The following is a 15,461-nucleotide window of genomic DNA, read 5'->3' as shown; positions in this document are numbered from 1 at the left end:
CCATCACTTTGCCGTCACGTCCTGGCGCTGGAATTCGATGCGGTTTTCCTGGTAGTCCCACTTGGTGTAGGGCCCGAACACGCGCCGGTTTTCCTTGCTGTCGGCATTCGACTGCTCGCGCTTCATGCGCCGCACGAGGGCGGGGTCCGTGAGCGGCTCGGTTGTTGCGCCGAATACTTCGTGGCGTACGCTTTGCTTGGCGTCGGCGCCGCGCGAAATGATGGTGAGCTTGCGCGAAGCGGGGTCGAAGTACAGGCGCATGGCAAAGGTATTCATATCCTGCAGATACAGGCCGTTGTCGCGCCACTGGGCATAATAGTAATCGCCGCAGACGGCCTTCGGTTCGCGTTTCCATTCGCAGGAAAGGAGGATCAGCAGGTGATGCTCATCGAGCTGCTTGATCGAAACACGGCCCTTGGAATAGCCCCAGTTGCTGGGCGGCACGGTCGTCGACGAGAGCAACTTGTAGTCGCCAACGAGGTTGGGCATGGGCGCTTGCGCCGAGGCGCCAGCGCAAAGAAAAACGGCTGCCGCTGCGGCGCCGCGTATCGCGGAAAATGGAGTCATGATGGCCATAAAGAAAAGTTGCCATATTATAGATGGCAACTTGCCAAGATGGCCACGCGCTTGCACAGCGCGCCGGCCTTACTTCAGCTTGCTCAATTCCGCGATATCGATCTTGACGACCTTGTCGCCCACGGCGGCGACCAGCGTCTTGAAGTGGGGCGTCGCTTCATGCGCCGTGTGGCCTGCCTTGTCCGTCCATTCCTCCAGCATGATGAAGCGGGTAGGAATCTTGTTGTCGAGGTGCAGTTCGTAGCGCAGGCAGGCGCTTTCCGCGCGGCTCGGTGCTACGACGGTTTCCAGGGCGGCGCGCACGGCGTCGATATGTTGCTCTTGGGCATCGATGGTGGCGACGATGATCAGGGTCATGGTGGTCCTTGTGGTTGGGGTTCCGGCAGCTTAGCGTATCCGGCGCATTCTTGCCGGCCATCCCTTACTCGGCTTGCCGTGCGCCGATCTGCTCGAACGCGCCCGTCAATGCCTGCGCCCTGGCCGCATCGCTGATCCTGACCTTGCGCGGGCTCGGGCGTGACGGCCTGGTGACGCGCACCGTGTTTCCCACGTCCGGGCGAGACGAACATCAGGAAACCGATCACCTCGTCGTCGCAATACACGGCGCGCGCATGCATGGTGGCGGGATAAAAGCTGGCCTGCGCGATGGAATAGTCATTGCTGGTCAGATAGTCGCGCTGCTGGGGCAGCAGGGGCAGTTCGCTGATGACGTCGAAATTGTCGGCCGTGACGGCGCGCAGGCGGATGGCCATGTTCAAGGCGGTGAAAAGGCAGGACGTACGAGCATGGGAAAAACTTACTCAAAAGGCAATGCCGTTCCATCGCCCGCCCCGAACAGTTGCGCCATCGTCTGGCGCAGCCAGCGGTTCGACGCATCCTGGTGGTAGCGCTCGTGCCAGTGCTGCTTGACTGAAAAGCTGGGCAGTTGCACGGGCAGGGGCAGGATGCGGAACGCTTCGTGGTCCTGCATCTGCAGCGCGTAGCGGTACGGCACCGTGACGACGTGCTCGGTTTCGGCGACGATGCGCGACACGCCCAGAAAGCTGGGCAGTTTCAGCACGATGCGCCGCTGCACGCCGGCCGCCGCCAGCACTTTTTCCACGATGGAATGGCCCGTGCCCGAGCTTTTCACTTCGATATGTCCCTCGTGCAGGAATTGTTCCACAGTCAGCGTTTCGCGGATGCGCGGGTGGCCGCTGGCCACCAGGCAGACAAAGTGCTGGTCGAACAGTTTTTGCTGATAAAACCCCGATTCCAGGTGCGGCATGAAGCCCACGGCCAGGTCCACTTCGCCTCCTTCCAGGCGCTCCGGGGTGTCGGTGGCGATCTTCGACACGTCCAGCGTGATGCCGGGTCCGATCTGCTGCAGGTGGTTGAGCAGGGTGGGCAGCAGCACGATTTCACTGATGTCCGTCATGCAGATGGCAAATTCGCGCGTGCTGGCGGCCGGGTCGAACACGGGCTGGTCGGCCAGCGCATGCTGCCAGGCGGCGATGGCGGCGCGCACGTCCTGCACGGCGTTCTGCGCGCGCGGCGTCGGCTCCATGCCTTTCGAGGTGCGCGCGAACAGGCGGTCGCCGAAATGCGTGCGCAGCTTGCCCAGGCCGATGCTCACCGTCGATTGCGGCAAGCCCAGGTTTTCCGCCGCCCGCGTCACGTTGCGGCTTTTATAGATCTCGTCAAAGATGAACAGCAGTTCGATATCGAAGCGTGACATGGGACTCCACCATTATTTAAAAAATTGATTGTAGCTATTGTATTCCATCGCTTTACCAAATATTGACCTGTCGGCACACTGATTGCCATACCAAGAGCACAGCAAACGCAAGCACACGGATCAATTGGAGGAGAGAAATGGAACATACGCAAAAGCCGTCGGTATTGATCGTCGGCGGCGGCATCGGCGGCATGGCCGCCGCGCTGTCCCTGTCGCGCCTGGGGCTGGCCGTCACCGTGCTGGAACAGGCATCGACCCTGGGCGAGATCGGCGCCGGCATCCAGCTGGCGCCCAATGCCTTCGCCGCGCTCGACGCGCTGGGCGTGGGCGAACGCACGCGGGCCCGCGCCGTCTTCACGGAGCGCCTGGTGATGATGGACGCCGTCGACGCCAGCGAAGTGGGCACCTTCGTCGTCGACGCGGCCTTCCGCCAGCGCTTCGCCAATCCCTACGCCGTCATCCACCGCGCCGACATCCACGGCGCCATCCTCGACGCGGTGCGCACCTCGCCGCTGATCACGTTTGTGACGTCGTCGCAGGTGACGGATGTGGCGGAGGACGACGCGGGCGTCACCGTCACGGACGCGGCGGGGCGCAGCTTCCGCGCCGATGTGCTGATCGGCTGCGATGGCGTCAAGTCCGTCATCCGCGAGCGCATCGTCGGCGACAAGGTCCGCGTTTCCGGCCACGTGGTCTACCGCGCCGTGGTGCCGGCGGCCGACATGCCGGCCGACTTGCGCTGGAACGCGCCCGTCGTCTGGGCCGGGCCGAACTGCCACCTCGTGCACTACCCGCTGCGCAATGGCGAGCAATACAACCTGGTGGTGACTTTCCACAGCCGCGAGCAGGAAGCGTGGAGCGTCACGGATGGCAGCAAGGAAGAAGTGCTGTCCTACTTCGACGGCGTGCACGCGCAGCCGCGCCAGCTGCTGCACAAGCCGACCAGCTGGCGCCGCTGGAGCACGGCCGACCGCGACGCCGTCGCCAACTGGAGCACCAAGCGCATGACCCTGCTGGGCGACTCGGCCCACCCGATGCTGCAATACCTGGCGCAGGGCGCCTGCATGGCGCTGGAAGACGCCGTGACCCTGGGCGAGGCCGTGCGCGCCTGCGATTTCGACATGGCGGCCGCCTTCCAGCTGTATCAAACCTCGCGCATCGCCCGCACGGCCCGCGTGGTGCTGTCGGCGCGCGAAATGGGCCGGCTGTACCACGCCCACGGTGTTGAACGCCTGGTGCGCAACGACCTGTGGCGCGGCCGCACGCCCGCGCAATTCTACGAGGCGCTGGCCTGGCTGTATGGCTGGACGGCGCAAACCTGCCTGGCCACCACCGAAAAGGAGGCAGCATGACTTCCCATCAAACGCCAGAACGCGAGGCTTTATATGCAGCCCTGAGCGGCATGCATCTGTCGCCGCTGTGGCAATCCTTGCACACGCTCGTGCCGCCGCACCCTGCGGCGCTGTATGCGGCGGCCCTGTGGCGCTATGCCGACATCGCGCCGCAATTGGCGCGTGCCGGCGAAGTGATCACGGCCCACGAAGCCGTGCGCAGGGTCCTCGTGCTGGAAAACCCGGCCTTGCCGGGCCGCTCGTCGATCACGCAATCGCTGTATGCGGGCTTGCAGCTGATCCTGCCCGGTGAAGTGGCGCCCTCGCACCGCCACAGCCAGTCCGCGCTGCGCTTCGTCGTGAGCGGGCAGGGCGCTTACACGACCGTGGCGGGCGAGCGCACCACCATGCACCCCGGTGACTTCATCATCACGCCGTCGTGGACCTGGCATGACCATGGCAACCTCGGTGTCGACGGCGTCTGCGAACCGGTGGTGTGGCTCGATGGCCTCGACATTCCCATGCTGCGCTATTTCGATTCGGGCTTCGCGGAAAACGACGCGGAAGACAGCCAGAGCGTCACCCGTCCGGAAGGCCAGAGTTTCGCCCGCTACGGCTACAACATGGCGCCCGTCAAATCGCTGCACGAAGGGGCCACGTCGCCCATCTTCAACTACCCGTACGCCCGCTCGCGCGAGGCGCTGGACCTGCTGTCGCGCACGGACGCCATCGACGCCTGGCAGGGCTACAAACTGAAATACGTGAACCCGCTGACGGGCGGCTCGCCCATGCCCACCATGGCCACCTTCATGCAGCTGCTGCCCCAGGGTTTCAAGGGCAAGCGTGCGCGCAGCACGGACGGCACCGTCTACAGCGTCGTCGAGGGGCACGGCCAGGTGACGATCGGCGGGCAGGTGTTCGACTTCGCGCCGCGCGACACCTTCGTCGTGCCCTCGTGGGCCGTCGTCTCCTTCGATTGCCCGCAGGACGATGTCGTGCTGTTCAGTTTTTCCGACCGCCCCGTGCAGCAGGCCATGGGCGTGCTGCGCGAGCAGTTTTTGACCGATTGATTTTTCTGACAGGATTTCACCATGACCAACTTCATCTTCGCCCCCCAAGCCATCGCCGGCCTGCCCATCGTCGGCACGGATGCGCAGTTCCCCGTGCGCCGCATCTACTGCGTGGGCCGCAACTACGCCGCCCATGCGCGCGAAATGGGTTTCGATCCGGACCGCGAACCGCCATTCTTCTTTTGCAAGCCGAATGACGACAAGTCCGTCGTGCCCGTGCCGCCCGGCGTGACGGTCACCGTGCCGTATCCGGCGCAGACGTCGAATTACCACCACGAGATCGAACTGGTGGTCGCCATCGGCAAGGGCGGCAGCAATATCGCGCTCGACGACGCGGCCGCGCACATCTTCGGCTATGGCGTGGGGCTGGACATGACGCGGCGCGACCTGCAGATGCGCATGCGCGAACAGGGCCGCCCGTGGGAAATCGGCAAGGCTTTCGACTATTCGGCACCCATCGGCGCGCTCACGCCGATGGCCGACAGCGGCGAAATCACCACGGGCGAGATCGTGCTGGAAGTGGATGGCAAGGTCGTGCAGACGAGCGACCTGACGCATCTGATCTGGTCCGTCAATGAAGTCATCGCCAACCTGTCGACCCTGTTCGAGCTGCAGCCGGGCGACATCATCATGACGGGCACGCCCGAAGGCGTGGGCGCCGTCAGCAGCGGCCAGACGATGCAAGCGCGCATCGCCGGCCTGACGCCGATCACCGTCGCCGTCCAGTAAAACCACCGGGCCAGCGCGGCACAGACCGCGCAGCCCAAGCGAACAATAACAACGGAGACAAGACCATGACCACCCACGCAGGCACCGACGTCCAGCAATTCCTCGATACCCAGCCGTTTTCCCGCTACCAGAAGCTGATCCTCTGGCTATGCTTTTTGATTGTCGCCATCGACGGTTTCGACACGGCCTCGATCGGCTTCATCGCGCCCGCCATCCGCGCCGAGTGGGCTTTGTCCCCCGCCGCGCTGGCGCCCCTGTTCGGCGCTGGCCTGTTCGGCCTGATGGCGGGCTCGTTCCTGTTCGGCCCCCTGGCCGACCGCTACGGCCGCCGCCCCGTGCTGATTGTCTCCGTCGCGTTTTTCGGCGCCGCCAGCCTGCTGTCGGCCTGGTCGACGGATCTGACGATGTTGCTGGTGCTGCGCTTCTTGACGGGCCTGGGCCTGGGCGGCGCCATGCCGACGTCGGTGACGATGACGTCCGAATACTGCCCGCAGCAGCGCCGTTCCGGCCTCGTGACCATGATGTTCTGCGGCTTTACCATCGGTTCCGCGCTGGGCGGCCTGGCGTCGGCGCAGCTGCTGCACCTGATCGGCTGGCGCGGCGTGCTGATGCTGGGCGGCGCCTTGCCGCTGCTGCTGGTGCCCGTGCTGCTGCTGGCGCTGCCGGAATCCCTGCGCTGGCTGGTCTTGAAGGGGCGCGACGGCAGCGAGACCATCATGCGCCGCATCGCGCCCAGCCTGGCCGCCTTGCCGCGCCTCGTCGTCAGCGATAAAAAACTGGCCGGCTCGCCGATGGCCGAGCTGTTCCGCCCCGGCGTGATCGGCGGCACCTTGCTGCTGTGGTCCACGTTTTTCATGAGCCTGTTGATCATCTATCTGCTGTCGAGCTGGATGCCGACCCTGTTGAATGGCAATGGCCTGTCCCTGTCGAACGCCTCGCTGGTGACGATGATGTTCCAGGTGGGCGGCACGGTCGGCGCCATCCTGTTGGGCCGCTGGATGGACCGCTACAGCCCCCATAAAGTCCTGAGCATCGCCTATCTGGCGGCCGCCGGCTGCATCGTCGTCGTGGCGCTGTCGGGCAGCAGCCTGGCCCTGCTGGTGTTGGCCGTCTTTGGCGTCGGCTTTGGCGTGAGCGGCTCGCAAGTCGGCGCCAATGCGCTGGCCGCCGCCTTTTACCCGACGTCGAGCCGTGCCACGGGCGTCAGCTGGGCCGCCGCCGTGGGGCGCAGCGGTTCCGTGCTCGGTTCCATGGCCGGTGGCCTGATGCTGACCCTGAAGCTCGATAACGAAACCATCTTCTTTTTGCTGGCCATTCCCGCCGTGCTGGCGTCCCTGGCCCTGCTGGCCATGGGCCGGCTGATGCGTGCCCGGACCGCCGCCAGCGCCATTCCCGCTACCCTGAAAGAGAGCACAGTATGAAATTGCATGGCTATTACCGCAGCTCCGCCTCCTACCGCGTGCGCATCGCGCTGAACCTGAAAAACCTGCGTCCCGACACGGCCTATGTGCACCTGAGCCGCAATGGCGGCGAGCAGTTCATGCCGGCGTTTTCCAGCCTGAACCCGCAGCACCTGCTGCCCGTGCTGGAGGACGGCGGCGCCGTGCTGACCCAATCGCTGGCCATCATCGAGTACCTGGACGAGACGCTGCCCGGCCCGGCGCTGCTGCCGCAGGACGCCCCGGGCCGCGCCCGCGTGCGCCAGCTGGCCATGGTCTGCGCCTGCGACATCCATCCGCTCAACAACCTGCGCGTGCTCAATTACCTGACGGGTCCCCTGGCCCTGTCGCAGGAACAGAAGAACGCGTGGTACCGGCACTGGACCCATCTGGGCCTGGCCGCGCTGGAAGCGGAACTGGCGCGCAGCCCGCACACGGGAACGTTCTGCCATGGCGACACGCCGACCCTGGCCGATTGCTGTCTGGTGCCGCAGGTCTACAACGCGCGGCGCTTCCAGTGCGACCTGGCGCCGTATCCCACGATCCTGCGCATCGTCGCGCACTGCGAAGCGCTGCCAGCCTTTCAGGATGCGCATCCTGACAGACAGCCAGACGCCGAATAGAAACACCATAAAAATCAGGAGACAAACATGAAAAAACACAAGGCCATCACCATGGCGCTGCTGGGCGCGTGCGCCTGCGGCGTGTCCATAGGCGCCCACGCGCAAAGCGGTGTCACGCTGTATGGAGTGCTAGACAGCTCGCTGGCCTACACGACGAATGCCAACAAGGCCGGCGACAGTGTGACTAAAATGCCCACCTTGACGGGTTCATTGCCCTCGCGTTTCGGCTTGAAGGGTGTGGAAGAACTGGGCGGCGGCTTGCAGGCCATCTTTGCGCTGGAATCGGGCTTCGGCGTCGACACGGGCATCGCGGGGCAGGGAGGAAGATTGTTCGGCCGCCAGTCGTGGGTGGGCTTGAAGGGGCGCTATGGCAGCGTGATGCTGGGGCGACAAATGAATATGTCGTTCTGGGCCACGCAAAAATCCGACATCATGGGGCCGGCCCTGTTTTCCATCAGCAGCCTCGATCTCTACCTGCCGAACGCCCGCAGCGACAACGCCATCGGCTACATGGGCAGGTTCTCGAACGTGACGGTGGGCGCCACCTACAGTCCGGGGCGCGATGCCTCGGCGGCGGGCGGACCGGCGGCCACCGGTTGCGCGGGCGAAGTGGCGGGCAACGCGAAAGCCTGCCGACAGATCACGGCCTTGCTGGGCCATGACACGGGGCGCTACGGCGCCACGGCATCGTACGACATCCTGTATGGCAATGCGGGCGCGGCCAACGGCCTCACGTCCAGCCGCAACTTCGACCGCCGCGTGATCGCCAGCGGCTACGCCATGCTCGGCCAGCTAAAGATTGGCGGCGGCATCATCGACCGCACGATCCGCGCCGCCACCGGCTCCGTCGACTCGCAACTGCTGTATGTGGGCGCCGCCTATCCGCTGGCCCCCGCGCTGGTGCTCGATGGCCAGCTCGCGCGGCTGGCCGTCAAGGATAGTCCGAACGACAGCACCCTGGCCACGGCGCGCCTGACGTATCACCTGTCGAAGCGCACGGCCATCTACGGCGCCGCCGGCCGCATGAATAATGGCGGCACGGCCGCCGTGGCACTGGACGCGGGCGGTACCGTGGGCGCGGGGCGCAATCAGAATGGCGTGATGGCGGGGATGCGGCATTTCTTCTGACGCGGCACCTTACCGGGCGGCCACCGCCGCCGTCCCCGCCAGCGGCGCCTGCCAGCCGCCACCCAGCGCCCGGTAGGTGGCGACGGCAGCGCGCGCCGATGCCGTTTGCGCCTGCGCGCGCGCATCCGCCGCGCGCAGCAGCCGGGTGTCGGCCTGCAGCACATCGAACCGGCTGACCGCGCCCTTGTCGTAGGCTGCCTGCGAGGCGGCGCGGGCGCGCGCTAGCGATTCCACGCCTTGCGCCAGCAAGGTGGCTTGCTCCTCGTGGCGCAGCAGGGCCGAGCAGGCGTTTTCCACGTCTTCGACGGCGTGCAGCGCGGCGAGCCGGTAAGCGGCCAGCAACTCGGCTTCCTGGCCGCGGGAAGCTTGAATCTGCGCGTCGATGCGGCCGAAATCGAACAGGCGCCAGCGCAAGCCCAGCATGCCGGCGGCCTGGCCGGAACCGCTGCCGAACAGGGCGCCGCCGGCCGTGGCGCTGCCCAGCAGGGCGCCCAGGCTCAGTTTCGGGTAGTACTCGGCGACGGCCGCGCCCGTGCGTGCGCTGGCGGCGGCCAGGCGCCGTTCGGCGGCGATCAGGTCGGGCCGGCGCCGCAGCAGCTCGCCCGGCGCGCCGCCGGCCGTGATGTGCGGCGCGCGCGCCATCACGCCGGCGGCGGCCATCTCATCGCCGTAGGTGCCGGGCGCGGCGCCCAGCATCACGTCGAGCGCATGCAGCGCCACCTCGCGCGCCGTGTCCAGGCCGGGGATGACTGCGCGCGCCTGCGCCAGCGACGCTTCGGCCTGCCGCAGCGCCGGCTCGTTCACCAATCCCTTGCCATGCAACAGCGTGGCCAGTTCCAGCAGCGCCGCGTCGGTGTCGACCTGCCGGCGCGCCAGCTCGAGCCGAGCCTGCAAACCCTGGATCGTCAGGTACAGGTCGGCCGTTTGCGCCGCCACGGCCAGGCGCGTGGCGGCCCATCCCGCCTCGCTCGCTGCGTAATCGGCCTGCGCCGCTTCGCGTTCGCGCCGCAGGCCGCCGAACAGGTCGAGTTCCCACGACGCTTGCAGGTTCAGTTCGCGCGCGCTGCCGGCGCGGTCATGGCCTGGCGTGGCGTTCAAGACCTGGCCCAGCGGCGTTTGCACGGACTGGTAGGCGCGCGCCGCCTGGCCGCCCAGGCTGGCCGACGGCCGCAGCGCGGCGTCGGCCGCACCGGTGGCCGCGCGCGCCTGGCTGACCCTGGCCTGCGCCTGCGCCAGGTCCAGGTTTTGCGCCAGCGCCACCGTCACCAGGCGGGTCAGGCGCGGATCGCCAAAGCTCGTCCACCACTGCCGCAGTTCGGCAGAGTCAGCGTCCTGGCGCGTACCGAGCGCCGCCTGGTGCAGATACTGGGCCGCTTGCGGCAGCTCGGGCGGGCGGTAGTCCGGGCCGGTGGTGCAGCCGGTGGCGGTCAGGCTGGCGGCGATCAGCATGAGGGGCAGGCGCAGGCGGGGGAATGGCATGGTGGTCTTCCTGGTCATCAAATGAATAATGTGTGACTATAATACATATTGGTCACTTATTGTGCATTCCGGCGCGGCGCGTTAAGCTGTCGCCATGAATTCCACCACACCTGACACCCCCAGCCCCGCGCGCGGCCCCGCCGGCCACGACGTGCGCGACCAGATCGTTGCCGCCGCCACCGACTACTTCAGCCGCTACGGCTATGAAAAGACGACCGTTTCCGACCTGGCCAGGGCGATTGGTTTTTCCAAGGCCTATATCTATAAATTCTTCGAATCGAAGCAAGCGATCGGCGAGCATATCTGCGGCAACTGCCTGCGCCAGATCGAGACCGAGGTCAAGGCTGCGGTCGAGGCGGCCGGTCAGCCGCCCGAGAAGCTGCGGCGCATGTTCAAGGCCAGCGTCGAGGCCAGCTTGCGGCTGTTTTTCCAGGACCGCAAGCTGTACGACATCGCGGCATCGGCCGCCACCGAGCGCTGGCCATCCGTGCAATCCTACGAGCTGGCGATGGGCGCCTTGCTGCAGGATATCTTGCAACAAGGGCGCAAGAGCGGGGACTTCGAACGCAAGACGCCGCTCGACGAGACGGCCAGCGCCATCTACCTGGTGATGCGTCCCTACGTCAATCCCTTGCTGCTGCAATACAGCTTCGACAGCAGCGACACGGCAACCGTGCAGTTGTCCAGCCTGGTGTTGCGCAGTTTGTCGCCATAGCCGCTTCAATGATAAGTGACTGTTGACTTAATTGGTCACTAGTACCAGAATGAGAACCCTGATCACTCATTCATGGGATTCCTATGCGCTGGCGCCGCCTCGCTTCATCTGTTGTCATTTCCACTTTACCTCTGGTGCTGGGCGCCTGCGGCGACAAGGCGCAGGCCGATCCGCGCACGGCCACGCCGCTCGTGCGCGCCGTCGCGGTGCAGGGCGCCGAAGCGGGCGCGCGCAGCTTTACGGGCGTGGTCGCGCCGCGCGTGCAGAGCGATCTCGGTTTTCGCGTGGCGGGCAAGGTCAGCGAGCGGCTGGTCGACGCCGGCCAGGCCGTGCGCCGCGGTCAGCCGTTGATGCGCCTCGACGCCGACGATTTGCAGTTGCTGGCGCAGGCGCGCCAGGATGCCGTCACGGCCGACCGCGCCCGCGCGCGCCAGGCGGCGGATGAAGAAGCGCGCTACCGCGACTTGCGCGGCACGGGCGCCATCTCGGCGTCAAACTACGACCAGGTAAAGGCGGCGGCTGACGCGGCCGGCGCCCAGCTCAAGGCTTCCGAAGCCCAGGCCGGGGTGGCGCGCAATGCGCTGCATTACGCGGTGCTGCTGGCCGATGCCGACGGCGTCGTGATGGACACCCTGGCCGAACCGGGCCAGGTGGTCGCGGCCGGGCAGGTGGTGGTACGCCTGGCCCATGACGGCCGGCGCGAAGCGGCGATCCAGCTGCCGGAAACCTTGCGCCCCGCGCTCGGTTCCACGGGCCAGGCCACCCTGTTCGGCAGGCCCGGTGCCGGCGTGCCGGCCACCTTGCGCCAGCTGTCGCAGACGGCGGACCGGCAAACGCGCACCTTCGAGGCGCGCTACGTGCTCGATGCGGCGCTGTCGAACGCGCCGCTGGGCGCCACCGTCACCTTGCGCCTGCCCGGTGCGCAAGCGGCCGGCGACGCCGTGCAAGTGCCGCTGACGGCCCTGCACGACGCAGGCAAGGGGCAGGGGGTGTGGGTGATCGCCGGCACGCCGGTCCAGGTGAGCTGGCGACCCGTCAAGGTACTGGGCTTGCACGACGACGGCGCCGACGTGAGCGGCCTGAAGGCGGGCGAGCGCATCGTCGCGCTGGGCGCCCACCTGCTGCGCCAGGGCGAGCAGGTCAGGATCGAACAGGCGCCAGCGGCAGCCGCCGCGGGAGCGCATCCATGAGCGCCGCGGGCTTCAACCTGTCGGCGCTGGCCGTGCGCGAGCGTTCCGTCACCCTGTTCCTGATCTGTCTCATTTCGCTGGCCGGCCTGCTGTCGTTCTTCAAGCTGGGGAGGGCGGAAGACCCGGCCTTCACTGTCAAGGTGATGACCATCGTCACGGCCTGGCCAGGCGCCAGTGCGCGCGAAATGCAGGACCAGGTGGCCGAAAAGATCGAAAAGCGCCTGCAGGAGCTGCGCTGGTATGAACGGGCCGAGACCTACACCCGGCCCGGCCTGGCCTTCACGACCCTGACCCTGCTCGACGGCACGCCGCCCGACCAGGTGCAGGCCGAGTTTTACCAGGCGCGCAAGAAGGCGGGCGACGAGGCGGCCAATTTGCCGGCCGGCGTGATCGGCCCCATGATCAACGACGAATACGCGGACGTCACCTTTGCCCTGTATGCGCTCAAGGCCAAGGGCGAGCCGCAGCGCCTGCTGGTGCGCGAGGCGGAAACCCTGCGCCAGCGGCTGCTGCACGTGCCGGGCGTGAAAAAGGTCAATATCATCGGCGAGCAGGCCGAACGCATCTACGTGGAGTTTTCGCAGGAGCGCCTGGCCACGCTGGGTGTGCGGGCGCAGGACGTGTTCGCGGCGCTGAACGGCCAGAATGCCTTGAACCCGGCCGGCACGGTCGAGACACGCGGGCCGCAGGTATTCATCCGCCTCGACGGCGCGCTCGACGCGCTGCAAAAGATACGCGATACGCCCGTGGTGGCGCAGGGGCGCACCCTGGCCCTGTCCGATATCGCCACCGTGCGCCGTGGCCAGGAAGACCCGGCCAGTTTCATGGTGCGCAATGGCGGCGAGCCGGCGCTGCTCTTGGGCGTGGTCATGCGCGACGGCTGGAACGGGCTGGACCTGGGCAAGGCGCTGGACCGTGAAGTGACGGCCATCGGCACCGCCATGCCGCTGGGCATGAGCCTGGCCAAGGTCACCGACCAGGCAGTCAATATCGGCGCGGCCGTCGACGAATTCATGCTCAAGTTCCTCGCCGCGCTGCTGGTGGTGATGCTGGTGTGCTTTGTCAGCATGGGCTGGCGGGTCGGCATCGTGGTGGCCGCCGCCGTGCCATTGACCCTGGCCGTGGTGTTCATCGTGATGGCGGCCACCGGCAAGAACTTCGATCGCATCACCTTGGGTTCATTGATCCTGGGCCTGGGCCTGCTGGTGGACGACGCCATCATCGCCATCGAAATGATGGTCGTGAAGATGGAAGAGGGCTACAGCCGCATCGCCGCCTCCGCCTACGCCTGGAGCCACACGGCCGCGCCCATGCTGGCCGGCACCCTGGTGACGGCCGTCGGCTTCATGCCCAACGGCTTTGCCCGTTCCAGCGCCGGCGAATACACGAGCAATATGTTCTGGATCGTCGGCATCGCGCTGATCGCCTCGTGGGTGGTGGCGGTGGTGTTCACTCCCTACCTGGGCGTGAAGCTGCTGCCTGAACTCAAGCACGTCGCCGGCGGCCATGACGCGCTGTACGACACGCCGCGCTACCACCGCTTTCGCCGGCTGCTGGGAAGCGTGATCGCCCGCAAATGGCTGGTGTTCGCCACCGTCATCGCCCTGTTCGTGCTGGCCGTGCTGGGCATGGCCGTCGTCAAGAAGCAGTTTTTCCCGATCTCCGACCGTCCAGAAGTGCTGATTGAAGTGCAACTGCCTTACGGCAGCGCCATCGGGCAGACCAGCGGCGCGGCGGCCAAGGTGGAAGCGTGGCTGGCGCGCCAGGGCGAGGCGAAGATCGTCACGGCCTATGTGGGCCAGGGCGCGCCGCGCTTTTACCTGGCGATGGGGCCGGAATTGCCCGATCCCTCGTTTGCCAAGATCGTCGTGCGCACCGACAGCCAGCAGGCGCGCGACGCGCTCAAGCAGCGCTTGCGCGAGGCCGTCGCCGCCGGGCTGGCGCCCGAAGCACGCGTGCGCGTCACGCAACTGGTGTTCGGCCCGTACTCGCCGTTTCCCGTCGCCTACCGGGTCAGCGGCCCCGATCCCGAGGTCTTGCGCGGCATCGCCGGCCAGGTGCAAGCCGTGATGCAGGCCAGCCCGATGACGCGCACCGTCAATACCGACTGGGGCACGCGCACGCCTACCCTGCATTTCAGCCTGCAGCAGGAGCGCTTGCAGGCGATGGGATTGACGTCGTCCGCGGTGGCGCAGCAGCTGCAGTTTTTGCTCAGCGGCGTGCCCGTCACGGCCGTGCGCGAAGATATCCGCACGGTGCAGGTGGTGGCGCGCGCGGCCGGCGACGTGCGGCTCGATCCGGCCCGCATCGCCGACCTGACCCTGGCCGGCGCGAATGGCCAGCGTATCGCGCTGTCGCAGGTGGGCAGCGTCGAGGTCCGTTCGGAAGAACCGGTGATGCGCCGGCGCGACCGCCAGCCGACGATTACCGTGCGTGGCGACATCGCCGACGGCCTGCAGCCGCCCGACGTCTCGGGCGCCATCACGACCCAGCTGCAAGCCATCGTCGACAAGCTGCCGGCCGGCTACCGCATCGAGCAGGCCGGCTCCATCGAGGAATCGGCCAAGGCCACGCAAGCGATGCTGCCGCTGTTCCCCATCATGCTGGCATTGACGCTCTTGATGATCATCCTGCAGGTGCGTTCGATCTCGGCGATGGTGATGGTGTTCCTCACCAGCCCCCTCGGCCTGATCGGGGTGGTGCCCACCTTGCTGCTGTTCCAGCAGCCGTTCGGCATCAATGCGCTCGTTGGCCTGATCGCGTTGTCGGGCATTTTGATGCGCAATACCCTGATCCTGATCGGCCAGATCCACCAGAACGAGGCGGCCGGACTGGCGCCGTTCGACGCCGTGGTGGAAGCGACCGTGCAGCGCGCGCGTCCCGTGATCCTCACGGCGCTGGCGGCCATGCTGGCCTTTATTCCGCTGACCCATTCGGTTTTCTGGGGTACCCTGGCCTATACCCTGATCGGCGGCACGTTTGCCGGCACGGTGCTGACTTTGGTGTTCCTGCCCGCCATGTATGCGATCTGGTTCCGGATACGGGGGCAGGCAAGGGCTGCGCCGCAGGGTTAATCTGGCGCGGCAGGATCGGCAGCGGCGTGCGCCAGGCGTGCGCGCCGCAGTTCGGCCCATTCGATCAGTGCCTGCATCGACGGTCCCAGCGCATGGCCGATCTCGCTCAATGCATATTCCACCCTGGGCGGTACCTGCGCATAGACCTTGCGCACGACGATACCGTCCTTTTCCAGCTGCTTGAGCTGCTGGATCAGCATTTTCTGGTTGACTTCCTCAATCAGACGCTCCAGGTCGGAAAAGCGCAAAGGCGCCTTGGCCGCAAACAGCTGGCACAGGATGATGATCTTCCATTTGCCTTCGAGTACGCGCAAGGTCTCGGTGGTGGCGTCGGCCCAGTCTCGGCGATTTTGCGGATCGCCACAATTCCATTCCCGTTGTTCTGTCATG

Annotated in this window: 15 protein-coding genes; 9 read left to right on the top strand and 6 right to left on the bottom strand. The window is 66.5% G+C overall.

Annotated features, from left to right (window positions below; translation table 11 throughout):
* Positions 1-3: 3 nt before the first annotated feature.
* The 4 genes from CLU90_RS06410 to CLU90_RS06395 all read right to left on the bottom strand — a co-directional run bounded on the left by CLU90_RS06410 (position 4) and on the right by CLU90_RS06395 (position 2,293).
* Complete coding sequence (locus CLU90_RS06410; protein WP_092709881.1) at positions 4-567, bottom strand: hypothetical protein; 564 nt, start codon at positions 565-567, stop codon at positions 4-6.
* 78 nt (positions 568-645) lie between these two features.
* A complete protein-coding gene (locus tag CLU90_RS06405) occupies positions 646-933 on the bottom strand; it encodes a putative quinol monooxygenase (RefSeq protein ID WP_092709094.1) in 288 nt (95 codons plus the stop codon).
* Positions 930-1,328 (bottom strand): hypothetical protein, encoded by a 399-nt coding sequence (locus CLU90_RS29150; protein ID WP_092709091.1) that lies wholly within the window; start codon positions 1,326-1,328, stop codon positions 930-932. The genes CLU90_RS06405 and CLU90_RS29150 overlap by 4 nt, the downstream gene beginning before the upstream one ends.
* A 44-nt stretch (positions 1,329-1,372) precedes the next feature.
* Entirely contained in the window at positions 1,373-2,293 is a 921-nt protein-coding gene (locus CLU90_RS06395) for a LysR family transcriptional regulator (RefSeq protein WP_092709087.1), read from the bottom strand.
* Positions 2,294-2,430: 137 nt separating this feature from the next.
* On the opposite strand from CLU90_RS06395, the gene CLU90_RS06390 reads away from it, so the two are divergent.
* From CLU90_RS06390 to CLU90_RS06365, 6 genes are all read left to right on the top strand, one after another.
* Positions 2,431-3,645, top strand: coding sequence for a 3-hydroxybenzoate 6-monooxygenase (locus CLU90_RS06390; protein ID WP_092709084.1), 1,215 nt, complete (start codon positions 2,431-2,433; stop codon positions 3,643-3,645).
* Positions 3,642-4,694, top strand: a complete 1,053-nt coding sequence (gene gtdA, locus CLU90_RS06385) for a gentisate 1,2-dioxygenase (RefSeq protein WP_100427460.1) — start codon at positions 3,642-3,644, stop codon at positions 4,692-4,694. Before CLU90_RS06390 ends, gtdA begins: the two co-directional genes overlap by 4 nt.
* Before the next feature lie 21 nt (positions 4,695-4,715).
* Positions 4,716-5,423: a fumarylacetoacetate hydrolase family protein gene (locus tag CLU90_RS06380; RefSeq protein WP_092709078.1), complete on the top strand. Its 708-nt coding sequence runs from the start codon at positions 4,716-4,718 to the stop codon at positions 5,421-5,423.
* Between the two features lie 65 nt (positions 5,424-5,488).
* Positions 5,489-6,844, top strand: a complete 1,356-nt coding sequence (locus CLU90_RS06375) for an MFS transporter (protein ID WP_092709075.1) — start codon at positions 5,489-5,491, stop codon at positions 6,842-6,844.
* Positions 6,841-7,485, top strand: a complete 645-nt coding sequence (gene maiA / locus CLU90_RS06370; RefSeq protein WP_092709072.1) for a maleylacetoacetate isomerase — start codon at positions 6,841-6,843, stop codon at positions 7,483-7,485. Before CLU90_RS06375 ends, maiA begins: the two co-directional genes overlap by 4 nt.
* Before the next feature lie 27 nt (positions 7,486-7,512).
* A complete protein-coding gene (locus CLU90_RS06365) occupies positions 7,513-8,613 on the top strand; it encodes a porin (RefSeq protein WP_092709070.1) in 1,101 nt (366 codons plus the stop codon).
* A 9-nt stretch (positions 8,614-8,622) separates the two neighbouring features.
* Here CLU90_RS06365 and CLU90_RS06360 read toward each other — a convergent pair whose 3' ends face one another.
* Complete coding sequence (locus CLU90_RS06360; protein WP_100427459.1) at positions 8,623-10,092, bottom strand: efflux transporter outer membrane subunit; 1,470 nt, start codon at positions 10,090-10,092, stop codon at positions 8,623-8,625.
* A gap of 94 nt (positions 10,093-10,186) precedes the next feature.
* On the opposite strand from CLU90_RS06360, the gene CLU90_RS06355 reads away from it, so the two are divergent.
* From CLU90_RS06355 to CLU90_RS06345, 3 genes are all read left to right on the top strand, one after another.
* Complete coding sequence (locus CLU90_RS06355) at positions 10,187-10,807, top strand: TetR/AcrR family transcriptional regulator (RefSeq protein ID WP_092709064.1); 621 nt, start codon at positions 10,187-10,189, stop codon at positions 10,805-10,807.
* Between the two features lie 83 nt (positions 10,808-10,890).
* Positions 10,891-11,997 (top strand): efflux RND transporter periplasmic adaptor subunit, encoded by a 1,107-nt coding sequence (locus tag CLU90_RS06350; RefSeq protein ID WP_100427458.1) that lies wholly within the window; start codon positions 10,891-10,893, stop codon positions 11,995-11,997.
* Positions 11,994-15,071 (top strand): efflux RND transporter permease subunit, encoded by a 3,078-nt coding sequence (locus tag CLU90_RS06345; protein ID WP_100427457.1) that lies wholly within the window; start codon positions 11,994-11,996, stop codon positions 15,069-15,071. Before CLU90_RS06350 ends, CLU90_RS06345 begins: the two co-directional genes overlap by 4 nt.
* On the opposite strand, the gene CLU90_RS06340 is transcribed toward CLU90_RS06345, so the two are convergent.
* Positions 15,068-15,460, bottom strand: a complete 393-nt coding sequence (locus CLU90_RS06340) for a winged helix-turn-helix transcriptional regulator (RefSeq protein ID WP_092709055.1) — start codon at positions 15,458-15,460, stop codon at positions 15,068-15,070. The genes CLU90_RS06345 and CLU90_RS06340 overlap by 4 nt on opposite strands.
* Between the last annotated feature and the right edge of the window lies 1 nt (position 15,461).

It is taken from the genome of Janthinobacterium sp. 67, assembly GCF_002797895.1.
GTDB lineage: Bacteria > Pseudomonadota > Gammaproteobacteria > Burkholderiales > Burkholderiaceae_D > Janthinobacterium.
Note: the sequence above shows the minus strand (reverse complement) of the source record. Positions and strands in the feature narration are given on the sequence as shown.

What these genes read in the sequence shown, in the direction of transcription:
- CLU90_RS06410 (WP_092709881.1), bottom strand. Translation starts at nt 567, where the DNA reads ATGACTCCATTTTCCGCGATACGCGGCGCCGCAGCGGCAGCCGTTTTT.
- CLU90_RS06405 (WP_092709094.1), bottom strand. Translation starts at nt 933, where the DNA reads ATGACCCTGATCATCGTCGCCACCATCGATGCCCAAGAGCAACATATC.
- CLU90_RS29150 (WP_092709091.1), bottom strand. Translation starts at nt 1,328, where the DNA reads ATGGCCATCCGCCTGCGCGCCGTCACGGCCGACAATTTCGACGTCATC.
- CLU90_RS06395 (WP_092709087.1), bottom strand. Translation starts at nt 2,293, where the DNA reads ATGTCACGCTTCGATATCGAACTGCTGTTCATCTTTGACGAGATCTAT.
- CLU90_RS06390 (WP_092709084.1), top strand. Translation starts at nt 2,431, where the DNA reads ATGGAACATACGCAAAAGCCGTCGGTATTGATCGTCGGCGGCGGCATC.
- gtdA (WP_100427460.1), top strand. Translation starts at nt 3,642, where the DNA reads ATGACTTCCCATCAAACGCCAGAACGCGAGGCTTTATATGCAGCCCTG.
- CLU90_RS06380 (WP_092709078.1), top strand. Translation starts at nt 4,716, where the DNA reads ATGACCAACTTCATCTTCGCCCCCCAAGCCATCGCCGGCCTGCCCATC.
- CLU90_RS06375 (WP_092709075.1), top strand. Translation starts at nt 5,489, where the DNA reads ATGACCACCCACGCAGGCACCGACGTCCAGCAATTCCTCGATACCCAG.
- maiA (WP_092709072.1), top strand. Translation starts at nt 6,841, where the DNA reads ATGAAATTGCATGGCTATTACCGCAGCTCCGCCTCCTACCGCGTGCGC.
- CLU90_RS06365 (WP_092709070.1), top strand. Translation starts at nt 7,513, where the DNA reads ATGAAAAAACACAAGGCCATCACCATGGCGCTGCTGGGCGCGTGCGCC.
- CLU90_RS06360 (WP_100427459.1), bottom strand. Translation starts at nt 10,092, where the DNA reads ATGCCATTCCCCCGCCTGCGCCTGCCCCTCATGCTGATCGCCGCCAGC.
- CLU90_RS06355 (WP_092709064.1), top strand. Translation starts at nt 10,187, where the DNA reads ATGAATTCCACCACACCTGACACCCCCAGCCCCGCGCGCGGCCCCGCC.
- CLU90_RS06350 (WP_100427458.1), top strand. Translation starts at nt 10,891, where the DNA reads ATGCGCTGGCGCCGCCTCGCTTCATCTGTTGTCATTTCCACTTTACCT.
- CLU90_RS06345 (WP_100427457.1), top strand. Translation starts at nt 11,994, where the DNA reads ATGAGCGCCGCGGGCTTCAACCTGTCGGCGCTGGCCGTGCGCGAGCGT.
- CLU90_RS06340 (WP_092709055.1), bottom strand. Translation starts at nt 15,460, where the DNA reads ATGACAGAACAACGGGAATGGAATTGTGGCGATCCGCAAAATCGCCGA.